This window comes from Thioalkalivibrio sp. ALJT (assembly GCF_000381825.1).
GTDB lineage: Bacteria > Pseudomonadota > Gammaproteobacteria > Ectothiorhodospirales > Ectothiorhodospiraceae > Thioalkalivibrio.
Genome location: NZ_KB907123.1, coordinates 254,149 through 277,109, shown reverse-complemented (window position 1 = coordinate 277,109; position 22,961 = coordinate 254,149). Strand labels below are relative to the sequence as shown.

General features: G+C 66.2%; 22 protein-coding genes. 5 read left to right on the top strand and 17 right to left on the bottom strand.

Features of this window, described 5'->3' with window-relative positions; all coding sequences use genetic code 11:
- Window positions 1-46: 46 nt before the first annotated feature.
- From G332_RS0105435 to folB, 4 genes are all read right to left on the bottom strand, one after another.
- Window positions 47-1,300, bottom strand: a complete 1,254-nt coding sequence (locus G332_RS0105435) for an ammonium transporter (RefSeq protein ID WP_019625986.1) — start codon at window positions 1,298-1,300, stop codon at window positions 47-49.
- A gap of 35 nt (window positions 1,301-1,335) precedes the next feature.
- Window positions 1,336-1,674: a P-II family nitrogen regulator gene (locus tag G332_RS0105430; RefSeq protein ID WP_012981610.1), complete on the bottom strand. Its 339-nt coding sequence runs from the start codon at window positions 1,672-1,674 to the stop codon at window positions 1,336-1,338.
- Window positions 1,675-1,741: 67 nt separating this feature from the next.
- Window positions 1,742-2,449, bottom strand: coding sequence for a TorF family putative porin (locus G332_RS0105425; protein WP_026340626.1), 708 nt, complete (start codon window positions 2,447-2,449; stop codon window positions 1,742-1,744).
- 251 nt (window positions 2,450-2,700) lie between these two features.
- Window positions 2,701-3,063: a dihydroneopterin aldolase gene (folB, locus tag G332_RS0105420; RefSeq protein WP_019625984.1), complete on the bottom strand. Its 363-nt coding sequence runs from the start codon at window positions 3,061-3,063 to the stop codon at window positions 2,701-2,703.
- Between the two features lie 126 nt (window positions 3,064-3,189).
- Between folB and G332_RS0105415 the strand changes: the two genes are divergently transcribed.
- Both G332_RS0105415 and G332_RS0105410 read left to right on the top strand, forming a co-directional pair.
- Entirely contained in the window at window positions 3,190-4,182 is a 993-nt protein-coding gene (locus G332_RS0105415) for an amidoligase family protein (protein WP_019625983.1), read from the top strand.
- A 43-nt stretch (window positions 4,183-4,225) separates the two neighbouring features.
- Window positions 4,226-4,990, top strand: a complete 765-nt coding sequence (locus G332_RS0105410) for a gamma-glutamyl-gamma-aminobutyrate hydrolase family protein (RefSeq protein ID WP_026340625.1) — start codon at window positions 4,226-4,228, stop codon at window positions 4,988-4,990.
- Window positions 4,991-5,555: 565 nt separating this feature from the next.
- Here G332_RS0105410 and msrA read toward each other — a convergent pair.
- The 13 genes from msrA to def form a co-directional block, all read right to left on the bottom strand.
- Entirely contained in the window at window positions 5,556-6,188 is a 633-nt protein-coding gene (msrA, locus tag G332_RS0105405) for a peptide-methionine (S)-S-oxide reductase MsrA (protein WP_019625981.1), read from the bottom strand.
- Window positions 6,189-6,219: 31 nt separating this feature from the next.
- Entirely contained in the window at window positions 6,220-7,380 is a 1,161-nt protein-coding gene (locus tag G332_RS0105400) for a PQQ-dependent sugar dehydrogenase (protein ID WP_019625980.1), read from the bottom strand.
- A gap of 259 nt (window positions 7,381-7,639) precedes the next feature.
- Window positions 7,640-8,464: a DNA-formamidopyrimidine glycosylase family protein gene (locus tag G332_RS0105395; RefSeq protein ID WP_019625979.1), complete on the bottom strand. Its 825-nt coding sequence runs from the start codon at window positions 8,462-8,464 to the stop codon at window positions 7,640-7,642.
- A 13-nt stretch (window positions 8,465-8,477) separates the two neighbouring features.
- Window positions 8,478-9,455 (bottom strand): lysophospholipid acyltransferase family protein, encoded by a 978-nt coding sequence (locus G332_RS0105390; RefSeq protein ID WP_019625978.1) that lies wholly within the window; start codon window positions 9,453-9,455, stop codon window positions 8,478-8,480.
- Window positions 9,452-9,799, bottom strand: coding sequence for a tetratricopeptide repeat protein (locus tag G332_RS0105385; RefSeq protein ID WP_019625977.1), 348 nt, complete (start codon window positions 9,797-9,799; stop codon window positions 9,452-9,454). Before G332_RS0105385 ends, G332_RS0105390 begins: the two co-directional genes overlap by 4 nt.
- Before the next feature lie 41 nt (window positions 9,800-9,840).
- Window positions 9,841-11,295 carry a TrkH family potassium uptake protein gene (locus G332_RS0105380; RefSeq protein ID WP_019625976.1) on the bottom strand — a complete coding sequence of 485 codons (1,455 nt, stop codon included), beginning with the start codon at window positions 11,293-11,295 and terminating at the stop codon, window positions 9,841-9,843.
- A 12-nt stretch (window positions 11,296-11,307) separates the two neighbouring features.
- Window positions 11,308-12,687 carry a Trk system potassium transporter TrkA gene (gene trkA, locus G332_RS0105375; RefSeq protein ID WP_019625975.1) on the bottom strand — a complete coding sequence of 460 codons (1,380 nt, stop codon included), beginning with the start codon at window positions 12,685-12,687 and terminating at the stop codon, window positions 11,308-11,310.
- 23 nt (window positions 12,688-12,710) lie between these two features.
- Window positions 12,711-14,090 carry a sigma-54 dependent transcriptional regulator gene (locus G332_RS0105370; protein WP_019625974.1) on the bottom strand — a complete coding sequence of 460 codons (1,380 nt, stop codon included), beginning with the start codon at window positions 14,088-14,090 and terminating at the stop codon, window positions 12,711-12,713.
- On the bottom strand, window positions 14,087-16,297 hold the full coding sequence (locus tag G332_RS0105365; protein ID WP_019625973.1) for an ATP-binding protein: 2,211 nt from the start codon (window positions 16,295-16,297) through the stop codon (window positions 14,087-14,089). Before G332_RS0105365 ends, G332_RS0105370 begins: the two co-directional genes overlap by 4 nt.
- Before the next feature lie 284 nt (window positions 16,298-16,581).
- Window positions 16,582-17,157, bottom strand: coding sequence for a DUF4390 domain-containing protein (locus G332_RS0105360; protein ID WP_019625972.1), 576 nt, complete (start codon window positions 17,155-17,157; stop codon window positions 16,582-16,584).
- A complete protein-coding gene (rsmB, locus tag G332_RS0105355) occupies window positions 17,157-18,515 on the bottom strand; it encodes a 16S rRNA (cytosine(967)-C(5))-methyltransferase RsmB (RefSeq protein WP_019625971.1) in 1,359 nt (452 codons plus the stop codon). The genes G332_RS0105360 and rsmB overlap by 1 nt, the downstream gene beginning before the upstream one ends.
- Complete coding sequence (gene fmt / locus G332_RS0105350) at window positions 18,515-19,480, bottom strand: methionyl-tRNA formyltransferase (protein WP_019625970.1); 966 nt, start codon at window positions 19,478-19,480, stop codon at window positions 18,515-18,517. The genes rsmB and fmt overlap by 1 nt, the downstream gene beginning before the upstream one ends.
- Window positions 19,480-20,007: a peptide deformylase gene (def, locus tag G332_RS0105345; RefSeq protein WP_019625969.1), complete on the bottom strand. Its 528-nt coding sequence runs from the start codon at window positions 20,005-20,007 to the stop codon at window positions 19,480-19,482. The genes fmt and def overlap by 1 nt, the downstream gene beginning before the upstream one ends.
- A 140-nt stretch (window positions 20,008-20,147) precedes the next feature.
- Between def and G332_RS0105340 the strand changes: the two genes are divergently transcribed.
- The 3 genes from G332_RS0105340 to G332_RS0105330 are packed head-to-tail and all read left to right on the top strand — an operon-like array spanning window position 20,148 to window position 22,945.
- Window positions 20,148-21,302 carry a LysM peptidoglycan-binding domain-containing protein gene (locus G332_RS0105340; protein ID WP_019625968.1) on the top strand — a complete coding sequence of 385 codons (1,155 nt, stop codon included), beginning with the start codon at window positions 20,148-20,150 and terminating at the stop codon, window positions 21,300-21,302.
- Window positions 21,303-21,323: 21 nt separating this feature from the next.
- A complete protein-coding gene (gene dprA, locus G332_RS0105335) occupies window positions 21,324-22,463 on the top strand; it encodes a DNA-processing protein DprA (RefSeq protein ID WP_019625967.1) in 1,140 nt (379 codons plus the stop codon).
- On the top strand, window positions 22,460-22,945 hold the full coding sequence (locus G332_RS0105330) for a DUF494 family protein (protein WP_019625966.1): 486 nt from the start codon (window positions 22,460-22,462) through the stop codon (window positions 22,943-22,945). Before dprA ends, G332_RS0105330 begins: the two co-directional genes overlap by 4 nt.
- Window positions 22,946-22,961 lie beyond the last annotated feature (16 nt).

Sequence of the window (22,961 nt, the reverse complement as noted above, 5' to 3'; positions counted from 1 at the left end):
TCGATCCGGTCACACCGGACCGAACCCCTGCCAGGTTAACCAGGAATTATTGCTTCCCGGTGAACTCCGGATAGGCCTCGAGGCCACACTCGGCGATATCGGCACCGATATGCTCGTCCTCTTCGCTCAGGCGGATGCCCATGACGACCTTCAGGATGGCCCAGACGATCAGGGAAGCCGTGAAGACGAAGGCGAAGATGGCGAGCAGGCCCGCGATCTGACCGAAGAACGTGGCATCGGGGTTGGACAGCAGGACCGCCATCACACCCCAGATACCGGCGGTACCATGCGCGGAGATCGCGCCGACCGGGTCGTCGATCTTCAGCTTGTCCAGCGCGACGATCGAAAAGACCACGATCACACCACCGATGGCACCGATGATCATCGCCAGGAACGGGCTGGGCATCAGCGGCTCGGCGGTGATGGACACCAGGCCCGCAACCGCACCGTTCAGCGCCATGGTCAGATCAGCCTTGCCGAACACCAGACGCGTGGTGATCAGGGCGGCCACCACACCCCCGGCCGCAGCCAGGTTGGTATTGGCGAACACGGCGGCGACCGCGTTGGCGGATTCGACATCCGAGACCTTCAGTTCGGAACCACCGTTGAAGCCAAACCAGCCCAGCCACAGGATCAGCACACCCAGGGTGGCCAGCGGCATGCTGGAGCCCGGGATCGCGTTGATCTGGCCATCCTTGCCGTACTTGCCCTTGCGCGCCCCGAGGAGCAGCACACCGGCCAACGCGGCAGCGGCGCCCGTGAAGTGGACGATGCCCGAGCCGGCATAGTCTAGGTAACCGATCTGGTCGAGGATTCCGCCACCCCAGCTCCAGAAGCCCTGGATCGGGTAGATGAAGCCGGTCAGGACGACCGCGAAGGCCAGGAAGGCCCACAGCTTCATGCGTTCGGCCACGGCGCCCGAGACGATGGACATCGCGGTGGCCACGAACACGACCTGGAAGAAGAAGTCGGCACGATCGGAGTAGTAGATGTCGCCACCGCTACCCAGTACGTCCGCGACCGCGTTGTCGCCCGAGATCAGGAAGCCCAGGCCCGGAATGATGGAGCTCAGGCCGTCGCTGTACATGATGTTGTAGCCGATCAGCATGTACATGATGCTGGCGATCGAATACAGGGCGATATTCTTGGTTGCGATTTCGGCCACACTCTTGGTGCGCACCATCCCGGCCTCGAGCATGGTAAAGCCCGCTGCCATCCACATTACCAGCGCGCCGGCCACCAGAAAGTAAAAGGTGTCCATTGCGTAGGCGAGTTCGACTACTTGCTGTTCAATTTCCATGATTGAAATTCCTCATTCGATGGAATGACGGAGCCTTAAAGGGCTTCCGGGCCGGTCTCGCCCGTGCGAATGCGCACGACCTGCTCCACCGGTGTAATAAAGATCTTGCCGTCACCAATCTTGCCCGTGCTGGCAGACTTGGAAATAGCCTCGACAACCTGATCGACCAGGTTTTCGTCTACAGCCACTTCCAGCTTTACCTTCGGCAGAAAGTCAACCACATATTCGGCTCCGCGATAGAGCTCGGTATGACCACGCTGACGACCAAAACCCTTTACTTCGGTCATGGTCATGCCCTGCACACCGATCTCCGAGATGGCCTCGCGAACATCATCAAGCTTGAACGGCTTGATTACGGCGGTAATCATCTTCATTTCAGACTCCTGTGTGCGGACCCACGAGCATGCGGGCCCGCCATAGTGTTAAGAGGTAACGCAGGACTTAGAACGTAGTGGACCAGCCGACCCACGCCTTCACATCGCCCGCATCATTTTCTTCGTCGAACTCGCTCGTTCCAGTGGCGTATTCGAGGTTGAAGCTGAACTCGCCGAAATCACCAGCATCCCGCGCGAGGCTTGCCATGTAATGGGTGTACCCATTGACGCCGGACTCCTCAAAGTCGGTGTACCCAACCAGGAAACCTGCGCTATATACGTCCATAAAGGGAACATCGAGACCGAGGTAGTAGTACACGTCTCCGGTACTGGCATCGGAATCCTCGACGTAGGCAGTGTAGGCAAGCCCCCCGTAGAACATGTCGTAGCTCAGCTCACCATAAATTTCGCCGAAGTCCAGGTCATCATCGGCATCCGGATACAGGTACTGGATGTAGCCGACGTCATAACCGAAACCGCTGGCGAGCTCATCGGCGAACCCCAGGTACAGGTCGAGCTCATAAGTGGTGTCATCACCGAAATCGACATTGGAGGCCCAGGTCCCTACGTAAAAACCGGACTCATGCTCGAAGTCGATACCACCCTGAATGGCGGCCGCATTATCCGTTTCGGAAAGACCACGGAAGTAGTAGTTGGAAACCGCACCAATGTTCACGGAAAGTTCCGCGGCGGCAGTGGAAGTAAAGGCAACGCCACCCGTGGACCCCACGGTAAGGACAGCAGCCGCCAGTGCAGAGCGAGTAAATTTCTTCATGTTGGTCTTCTCCCAATGGTTCAATCGAGTGTCGCGTAATCGACACCCAATGCCTTGCATGGGACGTGCCAAGTACAAAAAAGGGGAGAAAACGAGCGTTTGCAACACCTGTTGCGGGAAAACAACGGGCGGCGCGCACCAACACAGTGCGCACTAAAAGTGCACACGCACCAAGGCGGTGCCAGCACGACATAAAAAAGCCGGCGAACGCCGGCGCCGGCCAGAAGGAAGTATCAGGGTCCGGTGGCGTCTCAGCCGGTCGGCTGTACCCCGCGTTCAATCCGGATACCGACCTCGGCCACACCTGCGACCGCCCCTGGCTTGCCCAGCTCGATGCACACCCAGGGGGTGCGGAACTCGGCCATCAGGGTCTCGGCAATCTCCTCGGCCAGCGATTCCAGCAGCGTATGGGGTTCGCGGGTCACAATCGCGCGTACCTTGTTGGCCACGGCCTCATAATCCACGGTGTCGCCGATCTCTCCGGAGTACGCCGCGACCCGCGTATCGGTGGCCAGCTCGATATCGAAGCGCAGCGGGCGCTGCAAGCGCTGTTCCCAGTCATAGACGCCGACCACGGCATCCACGCGCAAATCCTTGAGATAGACTCGATCCATGATCCGTTCTTCCACAACAAGTGAAGGCGCGCCAATGCTACCTGAGCCCTGCCCGAGCCGCAGCCGCAGCCGCAGCCGCGATACCGAGCCGCTATCATGAATACCCACTTCCCGTCAGGCAGCCGCATGAGCAAGTCCTTTCACGAACTGCCCTGGAATGAGGGTCCGGATGGAAAGCCCCGACGCATCGGCGTCGAAATCGAGATGGCCGGGGTCTCGCTGGAGGCGATGGCCGCTGCAGTGCAGGACGAGTTCGGCGGGCATATTCAGTACGACAATGCCTTCGTGGCACAGGTCCGGGATTCCGAGCTGGGAGACTTCCAGCTGGAACTGGACGCACGGGTACTGAAGGACCGCGCCTATCGCGAACACCTGCGACGGCTGGGGATCGAACTGGACGATTCCGACGAAGCCGCGCTGGAACGCTGGCTGGCCGATGCAGCCGGCCACCTGGTCCCGCACGAGATCGTTGCCCCGCCCGTCCCCGCAGCCATGCTGCCACGACTGGACCGGGTGCGCGCGCAGCTCCAGCAAGCCGGGGCCCAGGGCACCGAGACCTCCCTGCTCTATGCCTTCGGGCTGCAGCTGAATATCGAGATCCACCGCGCCGAAAGCGGATGGATCCTCGCCGTACTACGGGCCTTCCTGCTGTTGTACGAGGCCCTGACGGCCGCGGGCACCATCAATCTGGCGCGACGGCTGTCGCCCTACATCCGGGCCTTCCCCGGCGCCTTCGTACGCGCCATGCTGGACCCGAATTTTCAGCCCGACCAGGCAACGCTGATCGACACCTACCTGGAACACAGCCCGACCCGCAACCGCCCGCTGGATCTGTTGCCGCTCTTCGCCCATCTCGACCCGGACCGGGTCGCCGCAGCGCCAGTGGAGCACGAACTGATCAAGCCCCGCCCGGCGTTTCATTACCGCCTGCCCAACTGCGAGATCGACGATCCCGACTGGAGTCTGGCCCGCCCGTTCAACGGCTGGGTGGAGGTCGAGCGGCTTGCGGCCAGCCCGGAACGGCTTGAACAACTTTCCCGCGAGTATCTTGAACGTCCCGGACAGGCGCTGGGGCGCTGGACGGATGACTGGAGCCAGCGCATCCGTGAATGGTTCTGATCATGGCGCCGGCGACCCTCTGACAGCGCCCCACCGGCGCCCGGTGATCGCCATTACCGGACCGGACCAGGGTGGCGGACCGGCCTGGCTGTTTACGGCCCTGGCCGTCTGGCGTGCCGGCGGGCGGCCTGTGCGACTGCGCCCCGGGAAACCCTGCAGTCATTGCCATTTCGACGGGTTGATTATCGGTGGCGGTGCCGACGTCGACCCCGAGCTTTACGGCGAGACCCCGCCCGAGGGGCCGGATACCGAGGCCATCCGCGCGGCCGAACGCCATCTCTCCCAGCGCCTGATCGGTTACCTGTTCTACCCGGCGCTGTGGCTGCTGCGCCGGCTGTTTCAGTCCCACGGGGGCGTACTCGATCGCAACCGCGATCGCCTGGAAAAGGCCTTGATCCACCGTGCCCTGGACGATCACCGCCCCATGCTCGGCATTTGCCGCGGGATGCAACTGGTGAACGTGGTCCATGGCGGCACGCTGCAGCGGGACCTGACCGACTTCTACGTGGAGACACCCCGGGCCCGCGGCCTGCTGCCAGTAAAACCGGTCACCCTGGAACCACGCAGTCATCTGGCGGACATCCTCGGTGATACGCCGTTGTACGTGAACGCTCTGCATGACCAGGCCGTGGACGCGCTCGGCCACGGGCTGCAGGTGGCCGCTCATGACGGAGCAGGCGTGGTGCAGGCGATCGAGGCCGAGCGCGGCTGGTGCGTGGGCGTGCAGTGGCACCCCGAGTACCTGCCACAGAAACGCCGCCACCAGCACCTGTTCCGCGCGCTCGTGCGCGCCGCCGCCCACTCTTAAGGAGACGCTGATTGAATCGCACGTCCGCGTGGGTGCCCCTCAGTTTCTGGAGACAAGCGTTCCGATACAAGGCGCCTCAAACAGCGGGTAGTAGTTCTACCCGCCCGTTTTCGATGGATTCGGGGCGCAACGCAGGATCGGGCCATATTCATTCAGAATCGGGGGGCACCAACCCCACAAGCCAGTGAAAGCAGGGGCTCAGCCGCCCGTTTTTGATCAACAACGGGCGCGGGAACGGCGTTGCGGTTCACCTGTAGCAGAATGACAGCACGGCCGTCACCGCGCATTAAACGCACGCAAAAGCGACTCGAGCGCGGACGTGCGATTCAATCAGCGTCTCCTTAAGGCCCGTATTCACCACGAGGCCCGCAAGGCAAGCCGATTCACAGGCAGTTGCGAAGATCGGAAGAAGGCGGATGCGACAGCCGCAGGCGACACATTGATGTGTACCGTGAGAACCGATCAAGCAGCCGACCCTTCACCCGGAAACCTGGTCTTCTTCCAGAGTTCCTGTGGACCGCCTTGCTTTACGGGTCTGGTGGAACAACCGCCGGTTGAAGGGTTCTCAGGCGGGAAAAGGTACGGACAGGCCGCCAAGGCCACAGTAGCCGTCCGGCACTCGGGCGAGGTACTGCTGATGGTAGTCCTCGGCAAAGTACCAGGCGTCCAGTAGCCGGATCTCCGTGGTGATGGCGCCACGACCTGCAGCATCCAGTGCAGTCTGGTAGCACGCGCGGCTTTCCTCGGCGGCGGCCCGCTGCGCGGCCGATTCGACATAGATCGCGGAGCGGTACTGCGTGCCGACATCATTGCCCTGACGCATGCCCTGGGTAGGGTCGTGCCCTTCCCAGAACACGCGCAACAGCGCATCCAGCGACACCCGGACCGGGTCGAACACCACCCGCACCAGCTCCGTGTGGCCGGTCTGTCCGGAGCAGACCTCCTGGTAGGTCGGGTTGCGAGTGTAACCTCCGCCGTAACCCACGCTGGTCGAATACACCCCCTCGGTCTGCCAGAACAGTCGTTCCGCACCCCAGAAGCAGCCCATGCCCACATGCAGCACCTGCATGCCAGCCGGATAGGGCGGCGCCAGCGGCGTACCCAGCACCCGGTGCCGTGGCGGGACGGGAAGTGGATCATCACGCCCGGGCAGGGCCTCCTCGGGCGCAGGCATGCGCGGCTCAAGAAACGCAAACATCACCAGAACTCCTTCCGAAAACGTGGATGCCTCAGCCGGGGTCAGCCGGGGTCAGCCGGATCAGTTCACCCGGGTTATGGTCCGTCAGCACCCAGATCGCGCCGTCATGTACCCGCACGTCGCGGATGCGGCGGCCGAGATCGGGCAGCAGGTCTTCCTCGTTGACCCACTCGCGACCGTCAAAGGTCAGTTTGCGCAGGGTCTGGCCTCGCAGTCCGCCCACCAGCAGATCGCCGTCCCAGTCGGCAAAGGCCGGATCGCGCAGGATCGCCATGCCGGACGGGGCAATGGCCGGTGTCCAGTAGTGCAGCGCGGACTCCATGCCCTCCTTTTCCGACTTGCCGGTACCGATCGGGCCGCCAGAGTAGGCCTCGCCATGCGAAATCACCGGCCAGCCGTAATTCAGCCCGGGCTCGATGATGTTGACCTCATCCCCCCCGCGAGGGCCGTGTTCGTTCTGCCAGAAGGTGCCGGTATCCGGGTCGATCACCATGCCCTGCGGGTTGCGCACGCCGATCACCCACAGCTCGGGGTGCGCGCCATCCACGCCGACAAACGGGTTGTCGTCCGGCACTGTACCGTCATCATGCAGGCGCACAATGCTGCCGGCATGGTCGTCCTTGCGCTGGGCGCGATCCTGGTCGCCGCGATCACCAACACTCACGTACACATAGCCTGCATCGTCGAACGCGATACGCGAACCGAAGTGGCGCCCGCCCCGGGCCGCCGGCGCGGCCGAGAACAGCACCTCGACCGCCTCCAGCGCCCCGTCCGCAAACTGCCCGCGGGCCAGACGCGTGGTCTGGCCGCCCCTCTCCTGCGCGGAGTAGGTAAAGTACAGCCAGCCGTTATCCGCGTAGTCCGGGTGCAGGGCCAGATCCAGCAGTCCGCCCTGATTGTGCGCGACCAGATCCACCGGCAGACCCGACACCATCTGGCCGCGGCCGTCGAAGGATTCTCCATCGGGGAAGTAACGCAGTTGCCCCGGTCGCTCGCTGATCAGCACCCCGCCCTCCGGCAGGAAGGCGATCGCCCACGGGTGATTGAGACCCGAGTGCAGGACCTCGCCCCGCAGCTCACCGTTTGCGGTGGCGAATTCGTCGGCGGCAACACCGACCGTACCCCCGCAGGCCACCAGGAACCCTCCCAGCAAGGGGGCAGCCAGGAACCGCCCCGAATACCGCTTGTTCATCTGCGCGCCTCCCCGTCTCTTGTCCGTATCCGTTGGTGCCCCGCACCCGGTGCCAGGTTCCCCGGGGGGAACACCGAACGACCCACACGCTCAGGGTTTCCTCCGCTTTTGCGTATGCACAAGGCGCGGTGACCGCCGCGCACCCATGCGGCTACGGGTGAGCCGCAATGCCCCGCATGCCCGTTTCCGAGCAACAGCGGGCCAGCTACCGCGCCTCCGGTCCCGGAAGCCCCGGGATGCGGACGCGAGTCGTGTACCTTCATCCGGGCTGCCTCGGCTGACACGACGGGCACCAGTAAGTGGAACGCAGGTGTTCGCCCGCCAGTGACCGTGCCACCGGCGTGCCGCAGACCCGACAGGGCTGACCGCGACGCCCGTACACATACAGGTACTCGTCGGTTTCGGCCCGCTCGCGCGTGATGCGCGGCCCCGGCTTCAGATTGCGCCGCAGCAGACGCGCCGCATCTCGATACAGCTCCAGCAGGGCGTCATCCGCAATCGCCGCGACCGGTTCGAGAGGATGCCGCCCGTGCAGGAACAGGAGCTCCGATTTGTAGATGTTCCCGATGCCGGCCGCCAGCGACTGATCCAGCAGTACATCCAGGAGCGGACGCGTGGCGGGGGTGCAGGCACGCACGCGCCGGACTACCGCGGCCAGGTCCAGCTCCGGGTCCAGCAGATCCGGCCCCACGCGCGCATCCAGACGTTCCGGGTCCATGGACGCCCCCGACCGGGGCTGCCAGGCCAGTTCGCGCGGATGGAAGCAGACCAGCACCCGATCCGCCAGCCGCAACACGGCCCAGGCCTGCTGTACGGGCTTGTGCCAGACCGCCCCGGAGGCGTATTGATGCCAGGTTCCGTACATCCCCAGATGCGTGCGCAGTTGCCAGCCACGACCGGCGGCGTCCTCCAGCGCGAGCAACAGGTGCTTGCCGCGCGCGCTCACGCCCCGCGCAGCCATGGCGCCATGCTCCACCAGTGCCGCACCGCGCCGGGGTCGCGTTGCCACGGCCTCCAGCGCAGCGGCGTCCAGTAGCGGAGCGAGTGCCCGCGCCAGCTTGTGGATGGTATCGCCCTCGGGCATCGCGAAGGATCGGTCAGCGCTTGCGGCCGGAATAAAGCGGGGCCTCGCCGGCGGGGCGGGTGCGGAACAGGCGCATGCCCCACAGGTACTGTGCCGGCGCCTGTTCAATGGCGCGCTCCACGGCGGCGTTCATCTTGCGGGCATCCTCTGCGTCGTCACCACCCGGATAATCCTCCATGGGCGGCCACAGGCGCATCACGTACTGATCCGCTGCGGCGTCATACCAGGCGAAGCTCGGCAATACTGCCGCCTTCGACATCCGCGCCAGCCGCGCCAGGGCCGTCAGCGTGGCCTTTTTCACGCCAAAAAAGTCTACGAAGACCGCGCCCTCGGCACCGAGGTCCTCATCCGGCAAATAGTAGAAGAAACGACCGCGCCGCAACTGGCGAATGGCCGGGCGCAGGCCCTGCTCGCGGGCAAAGATGTCGCCGGAATAACGCGTACGACTGCGATGATTGATCCATTCCAGTACCGGATTCTTCATCGGCTTGGCGAACGAAACGCCATCGTGCATCTGGCTCATGCGCACGCCACCATAATCCAGCGCCAGCGAGTGCGGCGCGAGGATGATCACCGGCGTACCCGCAGCGCGCAGACGCTCGTAGTGTTCCAGGCCCTCAATGCGAATCCGCGCGGCATGCTGCCCGGGCTTGCCGAACCACAGCAGCCCGTAATCCAGCGCGGCCTGCGCCTGGTAACGGTAGTAGGCCTCCAGGCGCTGCGCGCGCTCGGCAGGGCTCAGCTGCGGGAAACACAGCTCAAGATTACGCTCGGCAACCGCGCGGCTGCGCCCGGCGAAGCGCCGGATCAAACGCCCCAGCCCCCGCGCCAGCCCACGCACGGCAGGACGCGGCAGTTCCTGGAGCACCCACACCAACCCCAGCAGCAGCCAGCTGCCCCAGTAACGCGGCGCAAAATGCGCGGCCGTCAGCGGGGCCTGATAGGCCCCGGCGTCCGCGCCGCGCGAGGACGGCTCGCCGGTGGGGCTCATGCGCCCTCGGCCCCGTCCGCAGCGGTCTGCAGCTTGCGCGCACGCCTGGCAAAGACCTCCATCTCCTTGGCCGCCTGCAGATCACCCCGCTCGGTAGCGACGCGAATCCCCTGCTCGCAGGCGGAGAGTGCCGCCTCCGGCCGTTCCAGCTCCACCAGGGTCCTGGCCAGCAGCTTCCAGGCCGCGGAATAGCCGCCATCCAGCGCCAGCGCGCGTTCCAGATGCGGGACCGCCGCCTCCAGCTGCCCGTCGGTCGCCAGCGCATTGCCCAGCGAGAAACGCAGCATCGCGGAATCCTGGCCACCATCCAGCATGTTCTGGAAACGTTCAATCATGTCGCTCATCGAGCACCTCCCGCGCCACGCAAGATCCGGATTGTCTCAGGCTAACGCCGCCAGAACGCGGGCGACAGAAGCACCAGCACCGTAAAGATTTCCAGCCGCCCCATCAGCATCGCGAACACCAGCACCCACTTGCTGAAGTCGTTGATCGACTGGAAATTGGGACCGACCTCGCCCAGCCCCGGGCCGAGGTTGTTCAGGGTGGCCGCCACCGCCGAGAACGCGGTGATCTGGTCCAGCCCTGACGCCATCAGTGCAAGCATCATCACCACGAACACCATCACGTAGGCGGCCAGGAAGCCCCACACCGCCTGTACCACTCGATCCGGCGCCTCCTTGCCATTGACCTTCACCGCGATCCGCGCGTGCGGGTGGATCAGCCGCTTGATCTCGCGCAGACCCTGCTTGGCCAGCAACAGCACGCGCACTACCTTCATGCCGCCTCCGGTGGACCCGGTACAGCCACCGATGAAGGACAGGAAGATCAGCAGCACCGGGAGGAAACCGGGCCATAGATAGAAGGCGTCGGTGGCGTAGCCCGTGGTGGTCGCGATGGACACGACGTGGAAAATCCCGCGCCGCAGCGCATCCCCGAGCTGATCGGTAAACCCGCTCCAGAGCATGAAGACCACCACCAGCACCGTTGCAGAACCCAGCACCAGCAGATAGGCGCGCAGCTCCTCGTCGCGCCGGTAGGGCCGCCAGGTCGCACGATGCAGTACCAGGAAATGCAGAGCGAAGTTCATCCCGGCCAGCACCATGAAGGCGATGGCGACGATCTCGATGGCCACCGAATCGAAGTGACCGATGCTGGCGTCATAGGTCGAGAATCCACCAATGGCGACCGTGGTAAACGAATGTGCCACCGCGTCGAAGGCATCCATACCGGCGACCCAGTAGGCCAGCGCACAGGCCACGGTCAGGCCCAGGTAGATGTACCAGAGATTACGCGCCGTCTCGGCAATGCGTGGGGTCAGCTTGTTGTCGCGGATCGGCCCCGGGGTCTCGGCCTTGAACAGCTGCATCCCGCCCACGCCCAGCAGCGGCAGGATGGCCACGGCCAGCACGATGATCCCCATGCCCCCCATCCACTGCAGTTGCTGGCGATACCACAGCAAGGCACGCGGCAGGTCGTCGAGACCGGTCAGCACTGTGGCCCCGGTCGTGGTCAACCCGGACATGGACTCGAACGCGGCGTCGGTAAACGAGACCTGCAGGTTCGGGTCCAGGTACAGCGGGGTCGCCCCGGCAATCCCCAGCCCCAGCCAGAACATCACCACCAGGATGAAACCATCGCGCGCCTGCAGTTCGCGCCGTGCCCAGTACAGCGGCCCCCACAGCAGGCCACCGATCAGCAACAACAATACGAACGCCCGCAAAAACACCAGGGCGGTTGCCTCGCCATACAGGAGGCCGATCGCCGCCGGCGGCAGCATGGACAGGCTGAACAGGGTCAGCAGAATCCCGAGCAACCGGGCGGTGGATGCGAGATGCAGCATTGGCGCCGCCGTCTAGAAGAACAGCGCCGTCGGCTGGAACAAGCGCTGGACCTGCTTCACCTTACGCCGATCCGTGACGAACAGGATGACGTGGTCACCGGCCTCGATGACCGTATCACGATGCGGGATGATGACCTCCTCGCCGCGCACCACGGCACCGACACTGGTGCCCTCGGGGAAGTCGATTTCGTCGATCCGGCGGCTGACAATCTGCGAGGTGCGGGCATCGCCGTTGACCACGGTCTCGATGGCCTCGGCTGCACCACGACGCAGGGTATGCACAGTCGCCGTGCCCCCCTCGCGCACCCGCGCCAGCAGGGCCCCGATGGTCGCCTGTTGGGGCGAGATCGCAATATCGATCGTGCCGCTTTGCAGCAGGTCCACATAGCTTGGGCGGTTGATCAGCGACATCACCTTGCGCACCCCCCAGCGCTTGGCCAGCATGCCGGCAAAGATGTTGGCCTGATCGTCGTTGGTCACGGCACAGAAGACGTCACTGTGCTCGACATTGATGGACTCGAGGAAGCGGTCGTCCGAGCTGTCCCCGTGCAGCACCAGGACGTTGCTGGGCAGGGTCCGGGCCAGCTGGTCGGCGCGCTCGGGGTCGCGTTCGACCACCTTGACCCGGTAGCGCTTGCTCAGGGTCTCGGCCAGGCGCTCGCCGATATTGCCCCCACCCGCGATCAGGATGCGCTTGTAGGGCTTTTCCAGCTTGCGCAGCTCCGAGGTGACCGCACGGATATTCTTCTTCGCAGCCACGAAGAACACCTCGTCATCCGCCTCGATCACCGTCGAGCCGTCAGGCTGGATCGGGCGATCCTTGCGGAAGATCGCGGCGACGCGGGTCTGGATTCCGGGCATGTCGCTGCGCAGGTTCTTCAGTTCGTGCCCCACCAGCGGCCCGCCATAGTAGGCGCGCACGCCCACCAGCGAAACGCGGCCCTCGGCGAACTCCAGCACCTGCAGCGAGCCGGGGTGCTCGATCAGACGCCGGATGTGGCTGGTCACGATCGCCTCGGGCGAGATCAGCATATCCACCGGCATCGCGTCCTGCGCGAACAGCGCCGGGGTCTCGTGATAGTCCCGCGCGCGGACACGGGCGATCCTGGTCTCGATATTGAACAGGGTGGAGGCCACCTGGCAGGCGACCATGTTGGTCTCGTCGGAGTTGGTCACCGCAATCAGCATGGACGCATCCTGCGCCCCCGCCGTCTCCAGTACCGAGGGGTGGGCCGCAAAACCCTGGATGGTCTTGATGTCAAAGCGGTCTTCCAGCTCGGCCAGCATCTCGGCGCGATAGTCGACCACGGTGATGTCGATCCCGTCGGCGCTCAGCGCCTCGGCCAGCGACTGTCCGACCTGACCGGCCCCCAGGATGATGATGTGCTTCATGCGTCTCCCGTCCCGGGGCGGATTCAGCTATCGGTTTTCACACGCTTGGGGTCGATCCCCAGCGCCTTGAACTTGCGGTACAGATGGGTGCGCTCCAGCCCCACCCGTTCCGCCAGACGCGTCATGTTGCCTTCGGACCGCTCCAGCTGCTGCTGCAGGTATTCTCGCTCGAACTGCTCGCGGGCCTCGCGCAACGGCAGGTCGGGGATCGCCACCATGCCCTCCCCGGCCTCCTCGCCGCGCTGCGGCTGACCCGTCAGGGTGCGTTCCACCTCGTCGCGGGTGATCTCGTCACCGGAGCCGAGGATCATCAGGCGCTGCACCAGGTTGCGCAGTTCGCGCACGTTGCCCGGCCAGTGATACTGCTGCAGCCGCTCCAGGGCCGGGCGCAGGAAGGCACGCATCGGCAGGCCCTCCTGCTGGTGCAGGTGGCGCATGTGGCATTCCAGCAATTCCGGGATATCCTCGGGGTGCTCGCGCAACGGCGGGATGGCCAGCGGCAGCACATTGAGGCGGTAGAACAGATCCTCGCGGAAGTGGCCCTGCGCCACCGCCTCCGCCAGATCGTACTGGGTGGCGGCGACCACACGCACGTTCACGCTGATTGGCTGGTTGCCACCGATGCGGGTAATGCGCTGGGTCTCCAGTGCATGCAGCAGCCGGCCCTGTGTCTGCAGGTCCATCTCCGCGACCTCGTCCAGGAACAGCACCCCCCCGGCCGCCTGTTCCAGAAGACCGTAGCGCACGTGCTCGCCCTGCTCGCTGCCGAACAGCTCGGCAATTGCCTCCTCACCGGACAGCGACCCGACCGAGACCACGATGAACGGACTCTCGCGGCGGGCACTGCGGGCATGCAGAAGACGTGCAAAGGTCTGCTTGCCGACCCCCGGCTCGCCGCTGATCAGGACCCAGGTATCGTGCTGCGCCATGCGCTGCACCTGATCGCGGAGGTTGCCAATGGTCACGCTGCTGCCAACCGGCTCGTGGACCGTGCCCGCATGCCGCTTGAGTCCGACGTTCTCCCGTTGCAGGCGCGCGGCCTCCAGGGCGTTGTGCAGGGTGATCAGCAGCTTGTCGATGGACAGCGGCTTCTCGATGAAGTCGTAGGCCCCGAGCCGCGTGGCATCCACGGCGGTCTCGACATTGCCATGGCCGGAGACCATCACCACCGGGCATGGCAGGCCCTCGTCGTCGCTCCATTCCTTGAGCAGCGAGATGCCGTCGCCATCCGGCATCCAGACGTCCAGCAGGATCAGGTCGGGACGCCGGCTCCGGCGCTGTGCCTTGGCCTCGGCGACCGATCCGGCCAGCGCCACCTGATAGCCCTCGTCCTCCAGCACATCCTGCAGCAGCATGCGGATGTCCGGCTCGTCATCGACAACGAGAATGTAGGCTTCGCTCATGCGGATTCCTCGTGAACCACCGGACCATGCTCAACCGGGATGCGGATACGGAATACCGCCCCGCCGCGACCGGGTTCCGCATTATGGCACTCAATCAACCCGCCATGCTCCTCCACGATCTTCTGGGCGACGGCCAGGCCGAGCCCGGTGCCGCGTGGCTTGTCCGTGGTATACGGCTCGAAGATGCGTTCCAGAAACTCCGGCTTGATACCCGGGCCGGTATCGGTCACTCGCAGCTCGATATGCGGGCCGGCGGGATCATCGAGATAGGCGGTCACCACGTGCACCTCCATGCCGTCGGTATCCGCCCCGGCCTCCAGGGCGTTCTTGATGAGATTGTGCAACAACTGCCGCAGCCGCCCGGCATCCCCATGGATGGGGGGCAACGCCGGGTCCAGTGTCACATCCACCCGCGAACGCCCGTCCTGGTCCCGGTACAGCTCGCAGACATCGCGGATCAGCTGATTCAGATTCACTGCGGCGCGCTCGAGCTGCGGGGCCTGGGCATAGTCGCGGAAGGCGTTGACCAGGGTCTTCATCGCCTCCACCTGCTGCACGATCGTGCCGGTGGCACGGTCCAGCACCTCGCGATCAGCACCTTCCAGGACCTTGCCCAGACGCCTCGAAAGGCGCTCGGCAGAGAGCTGGATCGGGGTCAGCGGGTTCTTGATCTCGTGCGCCAGGCGCCGCGCGACCTCGCCCCAGGCGGCATCGCGCTGCGCCTTCAGGAACTCGGTCATGTCGTCGAACACGATCGCGTGCAGGCCGCGCCCGGACCCGGACGTCGGCAGCCAGACCGCTCGCGTCATCAGCACCTTGCGCCCGGTGCGGGTGAACACCACCACCTGGCGCGACCACTCCTCCTCCTGACGCACCAGGGCATCGCTGATGGCCTCGAAGAACTGCGCCACCAGCGGGCAATCGGCCCCCAGCTCCGACATCACCCGGGTACGCCCGCCCTGGAGATCGCACTCCAGGATCTCGCTGGCCGCCGCGTTGGCGGTGCGCAGACGCAGGCTGCCGTCCAGTGCCAGCACCCCGGAACGCAGGTGCTGCAGCACGCTTTCCAGATAGGCGCGCTCGGCATCCAGCAGACGGCGGTTGCGCTCGGCCTCGTCGCGCGCCTCGTTCAGGGTGCGCGTCATGGTGTTGAACGACTGCACCAGGAAACCCAGCTCGTCGGCGCGCTGCACCGCGAGGCGGGTGCTGTAGTCACCCTGGGCCACCATGCGCGTACCCTGCACCAGGTCGGAGATCGGGCGCACCATGCGCCGCGCCACCAGCAGTCCGGCCCACAGCGCGGCCATCAGCGAGATTGCCAGCGCCAGCGACAGGGTGAACACGAAGCCCTGGATCATCGGTCCACGCAGGTAGGCGAATTCACGGTAATCGGCGAAGGCGTCCTGGACCCGCAGGGACAGCGCACTCATGCGCGGGTCCACCGGGTAGATGCCCTGCAGGATACGGTTCTCCGAGCCCGGCCGGCGGCTGCTGGTGGTCGCCACGACCCGGATGATCAGGGATCCGTCGGCGCGCGGCTCCAGGCGCGAGTACGGCTGCTCCGGGCGCACCCGCATCAGCACGTCGGAATCGGGCGGGGTCGGCAGGCGCCGGATCGGGCTGTCAGTACTGGAGGCAATAATGCGGTTATTGGAGCCCACCAGCGTCAGCTCCTGGGCCCCGACCTGACGCCGATAATCGTTCAGCGCCAGCGGCACCAGCCCCTCGGGAATCCCCTCCAGCTCGGCCATCAGCTCCTGCGTCTCGGTCGCCAGCTGGCGCACGCGCAGATCCAGCGAGGAACGCGACAGCTCCAGGGCATCCTCCAGGGCCGACTCCACACGCACATCGAACCAGGAATCGACCCCTTCATTCAGAAACTTGAAAGAGAAGTAATACACCACCGAGACCGGCAGCACGGCGACCAGCATGAACACCGCGACCAGCCGCAGCGTCAATCGGCTGCCCGGCACACCACGGCGGTACTGGATCGCCATGCGCACCAGCTGAAACACGATCAGGCCACCCAGCACCACCAGGACGGCGGCATGGAACACCAGCAGCCACAGGAACAACTGCTCGAAACGTGCCTGGTCCTGTGCGGCATTGCCCATGACCACCAGCGAGGTCAGCAGCAGCACGAACAGCAGGCCGATCCCCAGCAGCCCCCAGGGGAAGCCCCTTAGCCCAGAAACATACTGCGTCATGTAGACACTCGCTGCTGCGTCGCCTTTGCCTGCGAACAAGACGCGGTGACTGCCGTGCAGTCACGCCGCACAAGGGAGCCGCAACGCCGCGCACGCGCCCGTGGCGGATCACCACAGGCGGCCGGCCCCCTGCGGGGCTGGCACCCCGGGTTCGCCGATTCTGCGTTACGCCCGGACCCCATCAATAACGGGCCCATCAACAACGGGCGGGTAGAACCACGACCCGCTGCACAATGCGCCTCGTCTCGGAGAATCCGGGTTACCAACGCAAGTGTGTACATGACTCAGTATTTCCCCAGCGGCCATCGCAACCATTCCTGCCGCGTGGTCAGGTCCCCGCGCAGCCCGGCGTCGAGCTGCAAAGGCAGCGGCAGCGCGGAGTACACCAGCACCAGGCGCGCGGCCAGTTCCAGCTCCTCGGACTGCGCATGCACCGCCGGTGGCAGATCGGCCAGGCGCAGGCGCCCGAGCCGACGGGCGACCAGGTCCAGGGCATCCCCCAGGGTCGGCTTCAGGTCCATACGCTCGTCGGTCACCGTGTTCACCACGTAATACCGGTTCAGTGCAAAGTATTGCAGCTGCACGCGGCGTGTCTCGGCCGCCAGGGTATCGCGCCCGACCCGGCGGCTGCGCTCCAGTCGCGCATCCGCCTCGAACTCCAGGGTCACCCCGTTGGCAAGGGCATCCTCCAGTACCGCGGGCAGACGCATGTCGATATCCAGCCGCACCAGCAGTGTGTCCTCGTCCAGCCAGAGGTGGTTGGCATCACGCACCTCCACCGCCGTGGCCGGCACAGCCCAGGCCAGCAGCAAGCAGAACGCCGCGCACGACCAGGCCCTTGCGGTCGCACGGGCCACCATCAAAGGGCCTGTTTCCTCAGCAGCGCGTAATAAAAGCCGTCGCCTCCCTCGAGGCCCAGGGGCAGGGATACGCCCACACTGCGCGCCATGCCGCCGGGGATGCCGTCCGGACCGTGCACAAGCAGGACCCGGGCGTCCGGGGTGGCGGCCACAAACGGGGCCACGACGGCATCGTTCTCCGCCGACAGCAACGAGCAGGTGGCGTACAACAGCCGGCCACCGGGGCGCAGCAAGGGCCAGGCTGCGGCCAGCAGGCGGGCCTGTTCGGCCGCCAGGCGCGGGATGTCCTCGGGCCGGCGCAGGGTCTTGATATCCGGGTGGCGACGCAGGACACCGGTAGCCGAACAGGGCACATCCAGCAGGATCGCATCGAAGCCCTGGCCGTCCCACCAGGCGTCCGTCGCCTCCAGGTCCGCCGTCACCAGCTGCGCCCGATAACCCAGGCGCTCAAGATTCTCGCGCACCTGCCCCAGGCGTTCCGCGTCGTTGTCCAGCGCGGTGAGATCCAGCTCTCCCCCGGCCTGTTCCAGCAGGTGGCCGGTCTTGCCTCCGGGTGCCGCGCAGGCATCCAGTACCCGCTCGCCCGCGCGCGGCGCGAGCAGCGCCGCCGCCCACTGCGCCGAGGCGTCCTGGACCGACAGCCGCCCGTCGAAAAACCCCGGCAGGGCCCCGACATCGACCGGCTGTTCCAGGGTCAGTGCACTGGCCAGAACGGGATGAGGCCGGGCCGGGCATCCCGCCTCGGCCAGGGCCGCCAGGGCCGCCTCGCGGCTGCCGCGGTGCAGATTCACCCGCAGTGTCATCGGAGCCGGCCGCGTCGAGGCCTCCAGCAGTGCCTCCCAGTCTTCCGGCCAGGAGGCGCGAATCGCGTCCACCAACCAGGTCGGGACGGCATAGCGCAACACCGGGTCGGCCGCAATGCGATGCGTCAGGTCCCCCTGCTCGCGCTGCGCGCGCCGCAGAATCGCATTGATCATGCCCACCGCCCCGGGGCGATGGATCGCCCGTGCCAGTTCCGCGGTTTCGCGCACGGCCGCGTGGTCGCGGGTGCCAAAATGCAACAACTCGGCAAGCCCCTGCGCCAGCAATACCCCGATCACCGCATCCTTCTTGCGCAGCGGACGGTCGAGAAAACCGGCCACCAGGCCCTCGAGCTGCGGATACCAGCGTAACGTCGTGTAGGCCAGGGCCTGCACCCAGGCTGCGTCGCGCCCCTCCAGGCCCGCGGTCACCAGCTCCACGGCCTGAGTCAGCGACTGGCCCTGCAGGACGACCCGCTCGGCCGCCTCCAGCGCCCGCTGGCGCGGCGACCGCGAGTCCACGCGGGACGGCACCACACGCCTGGCACGGGTGCCCATCAAGCGCTCCCCGTCAGGACCTGCCCGACCAGGTCCGCATTGCGGGCCCAGTCGGCCGCCGCCACCGGCCGCCGTCCGGGCAGCTGCACCGTCGTCAGGCGCAGAAGCCCCTCCCCCGTCGCCACATCCACGCCATCCGCGCCGGTCGCGAGGATGGTCCCCGGCGCCGCCACACTCGGACCCGTTACCGGAACCGCGGCATGGACCCGCACCACCTGGCCTTGCCAGGCCGTCTGGGCCACCGGCCACGGATTGAATGCGCGTACCTGGCGATCCAGCTCCTCGGCCGCACGCGACCAGTCGATCCAGGCCTCCTGCTTGTCCAGCTTGTGCGCATAGGTCGCCTGCGCGTCATCCTGTGGCTGCGGCACGGACACCCCCTTGGCGATCGCCGGGAGCTGCTCCAGCAGAAGCGCAGCACCCTCTCGGGCGAGGGCATCGTGGAGCGAGCCGGTCGTCGTCTGCGGGGTGATCGCGACCCTGCGGCAGGCATGCACCGGGCCGGTGTCCAGCCCCGGCGCCATCTGCATCAGGCAGACCCCGGTCTCCTGGTCACCGGCGAGCAAGGCACGATGGATCGGCGCGGCCCCGCGCCAGCGCGGCAACAGGGAGGCATGGATATTGAGCCCGCCCAGCGGGGGCAGCTCCAGCACGCTTCGGGGCAGGATCAGGCCGTAAGCCGCCACAATCAGCACATCCGGTCGCCAGGCCGCGAGTTCCGCCCGGGCCTCGGGCGACTTCAGCGATTCCGGCTGCATCACCGGCAACCCCGCGGCCTCCGCGATCTTCTTGACCGGGCCGGGGCGCAGCTTGCGCCCGCGACCGGCCGGGCGATCGGGCTGGGTGTACACCGCCGCCGGCGCGTGACCCGCGGCGATCAGCGCCTCCAGCGCCGGAACGGCAAAGTCCGGCGTCCCCGCGTAGACGATACGCAGGGGCTCGCCGTCCGTGTCCGTCACCCCCATCAGACCGCGGGTACCGCGGCCTTGTCGCCGGAGCGGGCGCCCTGCTTCTCCAGTTTCTTGCGGATGCGGTTGCGCTTCAGGCTGGACAGGTAATCGACGAACAGCTTGCCGTCGAGGTGGTCGATCTCGTGCTGGATACACACGGCCAGCAGGCCATCGACGTCCAGTTCGAACGGCTCGCCATCCCGACCCAGCGCACGCACGCGGATGCTGTCCGCACGCTGCACCTTCTCGTAAAAACCCGGCACCGACAGACAGCCTTCGTCCATTGCCTCCTCGCCCCGGGTCTCGAGGATCTCGGGATTAATCAGGGCGTACGGCTCGCTCTGGTCCTCGGAGACGTCCGCCACCAGCACGCGCTTTTGCACGTTGATCTGGGTCGCCGCCAGACCGATACCGGGAGCGGCATACATGGTCTCGAGCATGTCATCCACCAGGGTGCGGATCTCGTCATCCACCTCGGTGACCGGTTCGGCCTTCAGCCGCAGCCGGGGATCGGGGAAGTGCAAGATTTCGCGCTTGGCCATGAAAAACCTCAAACTTTGTACTGTGCAGGTATCACAATTCTGCTAACGTTGAACCGCGATATCCGCGGCGTTGCGCCATTCGGCCGGGGCCGGGCCACAGGAAGGCCCGGGGAGCACGCGGACCTGACAGGGGGCATTCGATGTACAAGACCAGGGCCACCACGACCTTCGTCCTTCCGAGCATTCTGTTCAGTGTAACGCTGTTGCTGGGCGCCTGCGCAGCAACCCCGGAAAACGGCGGTGCCGAAACCACCGCCAGCGCCAACGCCCCTCCCGCGCCCCGCTCCACCAACGAGGCGACCCGGGAACGTCTGGCCGTCGAGGCCGAACCGGAGATCCGTGATTCCGCCCCGGAACGCTATGTCGTGCGCAGGGGCGATACGCTCTGGGACATCTCGGCCATGTTCCTGGAAGACCCCTGGTACTGGCCGGAGATCTGGCTGGTCAACCCCGAAATCGAAAACCCGCACCTGATTTACCCGGGTGACGTCCTCAGCATCTATTACGTGGACGGCCGGCCGCGCATCACGGTCGATGGCGGGCCGCGCGTGCGCCCCACCCATCGCCTGTCGCCCGAGGTACGGGTGGTGGAGCGCGACCGGGATGTCTCCCCGATCTCCACCCTGCAAGCGTTCATGTTCCGCCCGCAGGTGCTGGACGAGGAAACCCTGGAGAACGCGCCGTACATCCTCGCCTCGCAGGACGAGCGCGTGATCTTCGGGCCGGGGGATCGCATCTACGTGCGCAACGCCGAGGACACCGCGCGCTACGAGCTCTATCACATCGTCCGCGACGACGGGGCGCTGACCGACCCGGATACGGGCGAGGCTCTGGGAATCGCCACCCTGCCCATCGGTGAAGCCGAAATCATCGAGCCGGGCAATGTGGCCCGCGCCGACATCCGCGAGGGCGAACGCGAGGCCATCCGCGGTGACCGCCTGGTGCCCTACATCGAAGAACAGGACATGCTGTTCGACATCGGCCGCCCGCCCGCGGGGACCGAAGGCACAATCATCTCGCTGTTCGACGCCATCAGCCAGATCGGCCAGCTCCAGGCCGCGATCATCAACCGCGGTGCACGCGACGGCATCGAGAACGGCCAGGTCTTCGCGGCCTTCACCGCCGGGCGCGAGGTCCGCGACCCGATCAGCGATCGCGCCAACGACGTGGTCACCCTGCCGGAAGAAGAAGTCGGCACCGTGATGGTCTTCCAGACCTTCGAAAAGGTGTCCTATGTACTGGTCACGGAGGCCGAGCGCACCCTGCGCGAGGGCGACAAGGTTCGCACCCCCTGACCAGGACTGCGACCGGACCGCATGCCTGATGCCGACGCAGCAGCCGCCCCGCATGAGGACTGGCTGCAACTGATCAACACCCCCGGCCTCGGACCGCGGCGCATGCTGCAACTGATCGCGGCCTTCGGCTCTCCGGGCAACGCCCTGGCCGCTCCTGCGGCTGAATGGCGGCGCGCGGGCATCGACCTCCAGGTGGACGCCGCCGCCCGCCAGGCTCGCGCGGCCGGGGTGCAGGCCGACCAGGTCTGGCTGGATGCCGACCCGGGACACCAGCTGCTGTGCCTGGATGATCCGGACTATCCGCCCCTGCTGGCGGAACTCCCTGATCCGCCCCCGGTGCTGTACCTGAACGGCGACCCCGGGTTGCTGCGTACCCCCCAGGTCGGGGTCGTCGGCAGCCGCGAGGCCACCCCGCAGGGCGAGCGCCTCGCCAGCGAATTCGCACGCGAACTGGCCGGCGCCGGACTGACGATCACCAGCGGCCTGGCGCGCGGCATCGACGGTGCCGCTCACGCGGGCGCCCTCGCCGCCCCGCGTGGACGCACCATCGCCGTGGTCGCGACCGGGCCGGACCGCATCTACCCGGCTCAGCATCGCCGCCTGGCGCATCGCATCGCCGACCACGGCCTGGTGGTGTCGCTATGGCCGACCGGCACCCGGCCACTGGCCCGCAACTTCCCGCAGCGCAATCGCGTCATCAGCGGCCTGTCCCTGGCCACCCTGGTCGTGGAGGCCGCCCTCAAGAGCGGGTCCCTGATCACGGCCCGGCTCGCTGCGGAACAGGGCCGCCAGGTCTATGCAGTCCCCGGCTCCGTCCTGAGCCCGGCCAGCCGCGGGTGTCATCGCCTGATTCGAGACGGCGCCCAACTGGTGGAGTCGGCCGAAGAGATACTGGATGACCTGGCCGACTGGCTGGGCATCGCGCCAGACGCTCCCCGGGCGGCGACAGAATCCGCCCCCGACCCGCTGGACCCCGAACAGGAACGGGTCCTGCAGGCGATGGGATTCGACCCGGTCGCACTGGAAACCCTGCGCGAACGCACCAAATTGACCATCGAACAGCTTTCATCCATGCTGGTTTTGCTGGAACTCAACGGCCGTGTGGCCGCCCTCGACCACGGGCGCTACCAGCGCCTCGACGCAGGATCCCCCGAATCATGAACGAAAGCGTGCTGGATGTGCTCATGTACCTGTTCGAGCACACCCTCGACGAGGAATCCGACGAGGAGCCGGACCGCTCGGAACTGGAACGCCACCTGGTGGAGGCCGGCTTTGCCCGTGGCGAGATCGACCGCGCACTGGGGTGGCTGGATCGCCTGATGAGCGAATCCCCCCTTGCGGGCCGCGGCGGAGACGGTGCCGCACACCGCGTCTACGCCCCCGAGGAACGCAAACGCCTGGACGTCGAGGCGCACGGTTTCCTGCTGCATCTGGAGCAGAACGGCCTGCTGACCGCCGGCACCCGCGAACTGGTGCTGGACCGCGTAATGGAACTGGATGCCGAAGAGATTGACCTCGACCAGCTGCGCTGGGTAGTCCTGATGGTGCTGTTCAACCAGCCGGACGACGCAATCGCCTACTCCCGTCTGGAGGAGGTCATGCGTGACGATGCAGGCCCCGCAGCCGTGGATTACCTGCACTGATAACGCCCCTTCTTTT

What these genes read in the sequence shown, in the direction of transcription:
- G332_RS0105435 (WP_019625986.1), bottom strand. Translation starts at nt 1,300, where the DNA reads ATGGAAATTGAACAGCAAGTAGTCGAACTCGCCTACGCAATGGACACC.
- G332_RS0105430 (WP_012981610.1), bottom strand. Translation starts at nt 1,674, where the DNA reads ATGAAGATGATTACCGCCGTAATCAAGCCGTTCAAGCTTGATGATGTT.
- G332_RS0105425 (WP_026340626.1), bottom strand. Translation starts at nt 2,449, where the DNA reads ATGAAGAAATTTACTCGCTCTGCACTGGCGGCTGCTGTCCTTACCGTG.
- folB (WP_019625984.1), bottom strand. Translation starts at nt 3,063, where the DNA reads ATGGATCGAGTCTATCTCAAGGATTTGCGCGTGGATGCCGTGGTCGGC.
- G332_RS0105415 (WP_019625983.1), top strand. Translation starts at nt 3,190, where the DNA reads ATGAGCAAGTCCTTTCACGAACTGCCCTGGAATGAGGGTCCGGATGGA.
- msrA (WP_019625981.1), bottom strand. Translation starts at nt 6,188, where the DNA reads ATGTTTGCGTTTCTTGAGCCGCGCATGCCTGCGCCCGAGGAGGCCCTG.
- G332_RS0105400 (WP_019625980.1), bottom strand. Translation starts at nt 7,380, where the DNA reads ATGAACAAGCGGTATTCGGGGCGGTTCCTGGCTGCCCCCTTGCTGGGA.
- G332_RS0105395 (WP_019625979.1), bottom strand. Translation starts at nt 8,464, where the DNA reads ATGCCCGAGGGCGATACCATCCACAAGCTGGCGCGGGCACTCGCTCCG.
- G332_RS0105390 (WP_019625978.1), bottom strand. Translation starts at nt 9,455, where the DNA reads ATGAGCCCCACCGGCGAGCCGTCCTCGCGCGGCGCGGACGCCGGGGCC.
- G332_RS0105385 (WP_019625977.1), bottom strand. Translation starts at nt 9,799, where the DNA reads ATGAGCGACATGATTGAACGTTTCCAGAACATGCTGGATGGTGGCCAG.
- G332_RS0105380 (WP_019625976.1), bottom strand. Translation starts at nt 11,295, where the DNA reads ATGCTGCATCTCGCATCCACCGCCCGGTTGCTCGGGATTCTGCTGACC.
- trkA (WP_019625975.1), bottom strand. Translation starts at nt 12,687, where the DNA reads ATGAAGCACATCATCATCCTGGGGGCCGGTCAGGTCGGACAGTCGCTG.
- G332_RS0105370 (WP_019625974.1), bottom strand. Translation starts at nt 14,090, where the DNA reads ATGAGCGAAGCCTACATTCTCGTTGTCGATGACGAGCCGGACATCCGC.
- G332_RS0105365 (WP_019625973.1), bottom strand. Translation starts at nt 16,297, where the DNA reads ATGACGCAGTATGTTTCTGGGCTAAGGGGCTTCCCCTGGGGGCTGCTG.
- G332_RS0105360 (WP_019625972.1), bottom strand. Translation starts at nt 17,157, where the DNA reads ATGGTGGCCCGTGCGACCGCAAGGGCCTGGTCGTGCGCGGCGTTCTGC.
- rsmB (WP_019625971.1), bottom strand. Translation starts at nt 18,515, where the DNA reads ATGGGCACCCGTGCCAGGCGTGTGGTGCCGTCCCGCGTGGACTCGCGG.
- fmt (WP_019625970.1), bottom strand. Translation starts at nt 19,480, where the DNA reads ATGGGGGTGACGGACACGGACGGCGAGCCCCTGCGTATCGTCTACGCG.
- def (WP_019625969.1), bottom strand. Translation starts at nt 20,007, where the DNA reads ATGGCCAAGCGCGAAATCTTGCACTTCCCCGATCCCCGGCTGCGGCTG.
- G332_RS0105340 (WP_019625968.1), top strand. Translation starts at nt 20,148, where the DNA reads ATGTACAAGACCAGGGCCACCACGACCTTCGTCCTTCCGAGCATTCTG.
- dprA (WP_019625967.1), top strand. Translation starts at nt 21,324, where the DNA reads ATGCCTGATGCCGACGCAGCAGCCGCCCCGCATGAGGACTGGCTGCAA.
- G332_RS0105330 (WP_019625966.1), top strand. Translation starts at nt 22,460, where the DNA reads ATGAACGAAAGCGTGCTGGATGTGCTCATGTACCTGTTCGAGCACACC.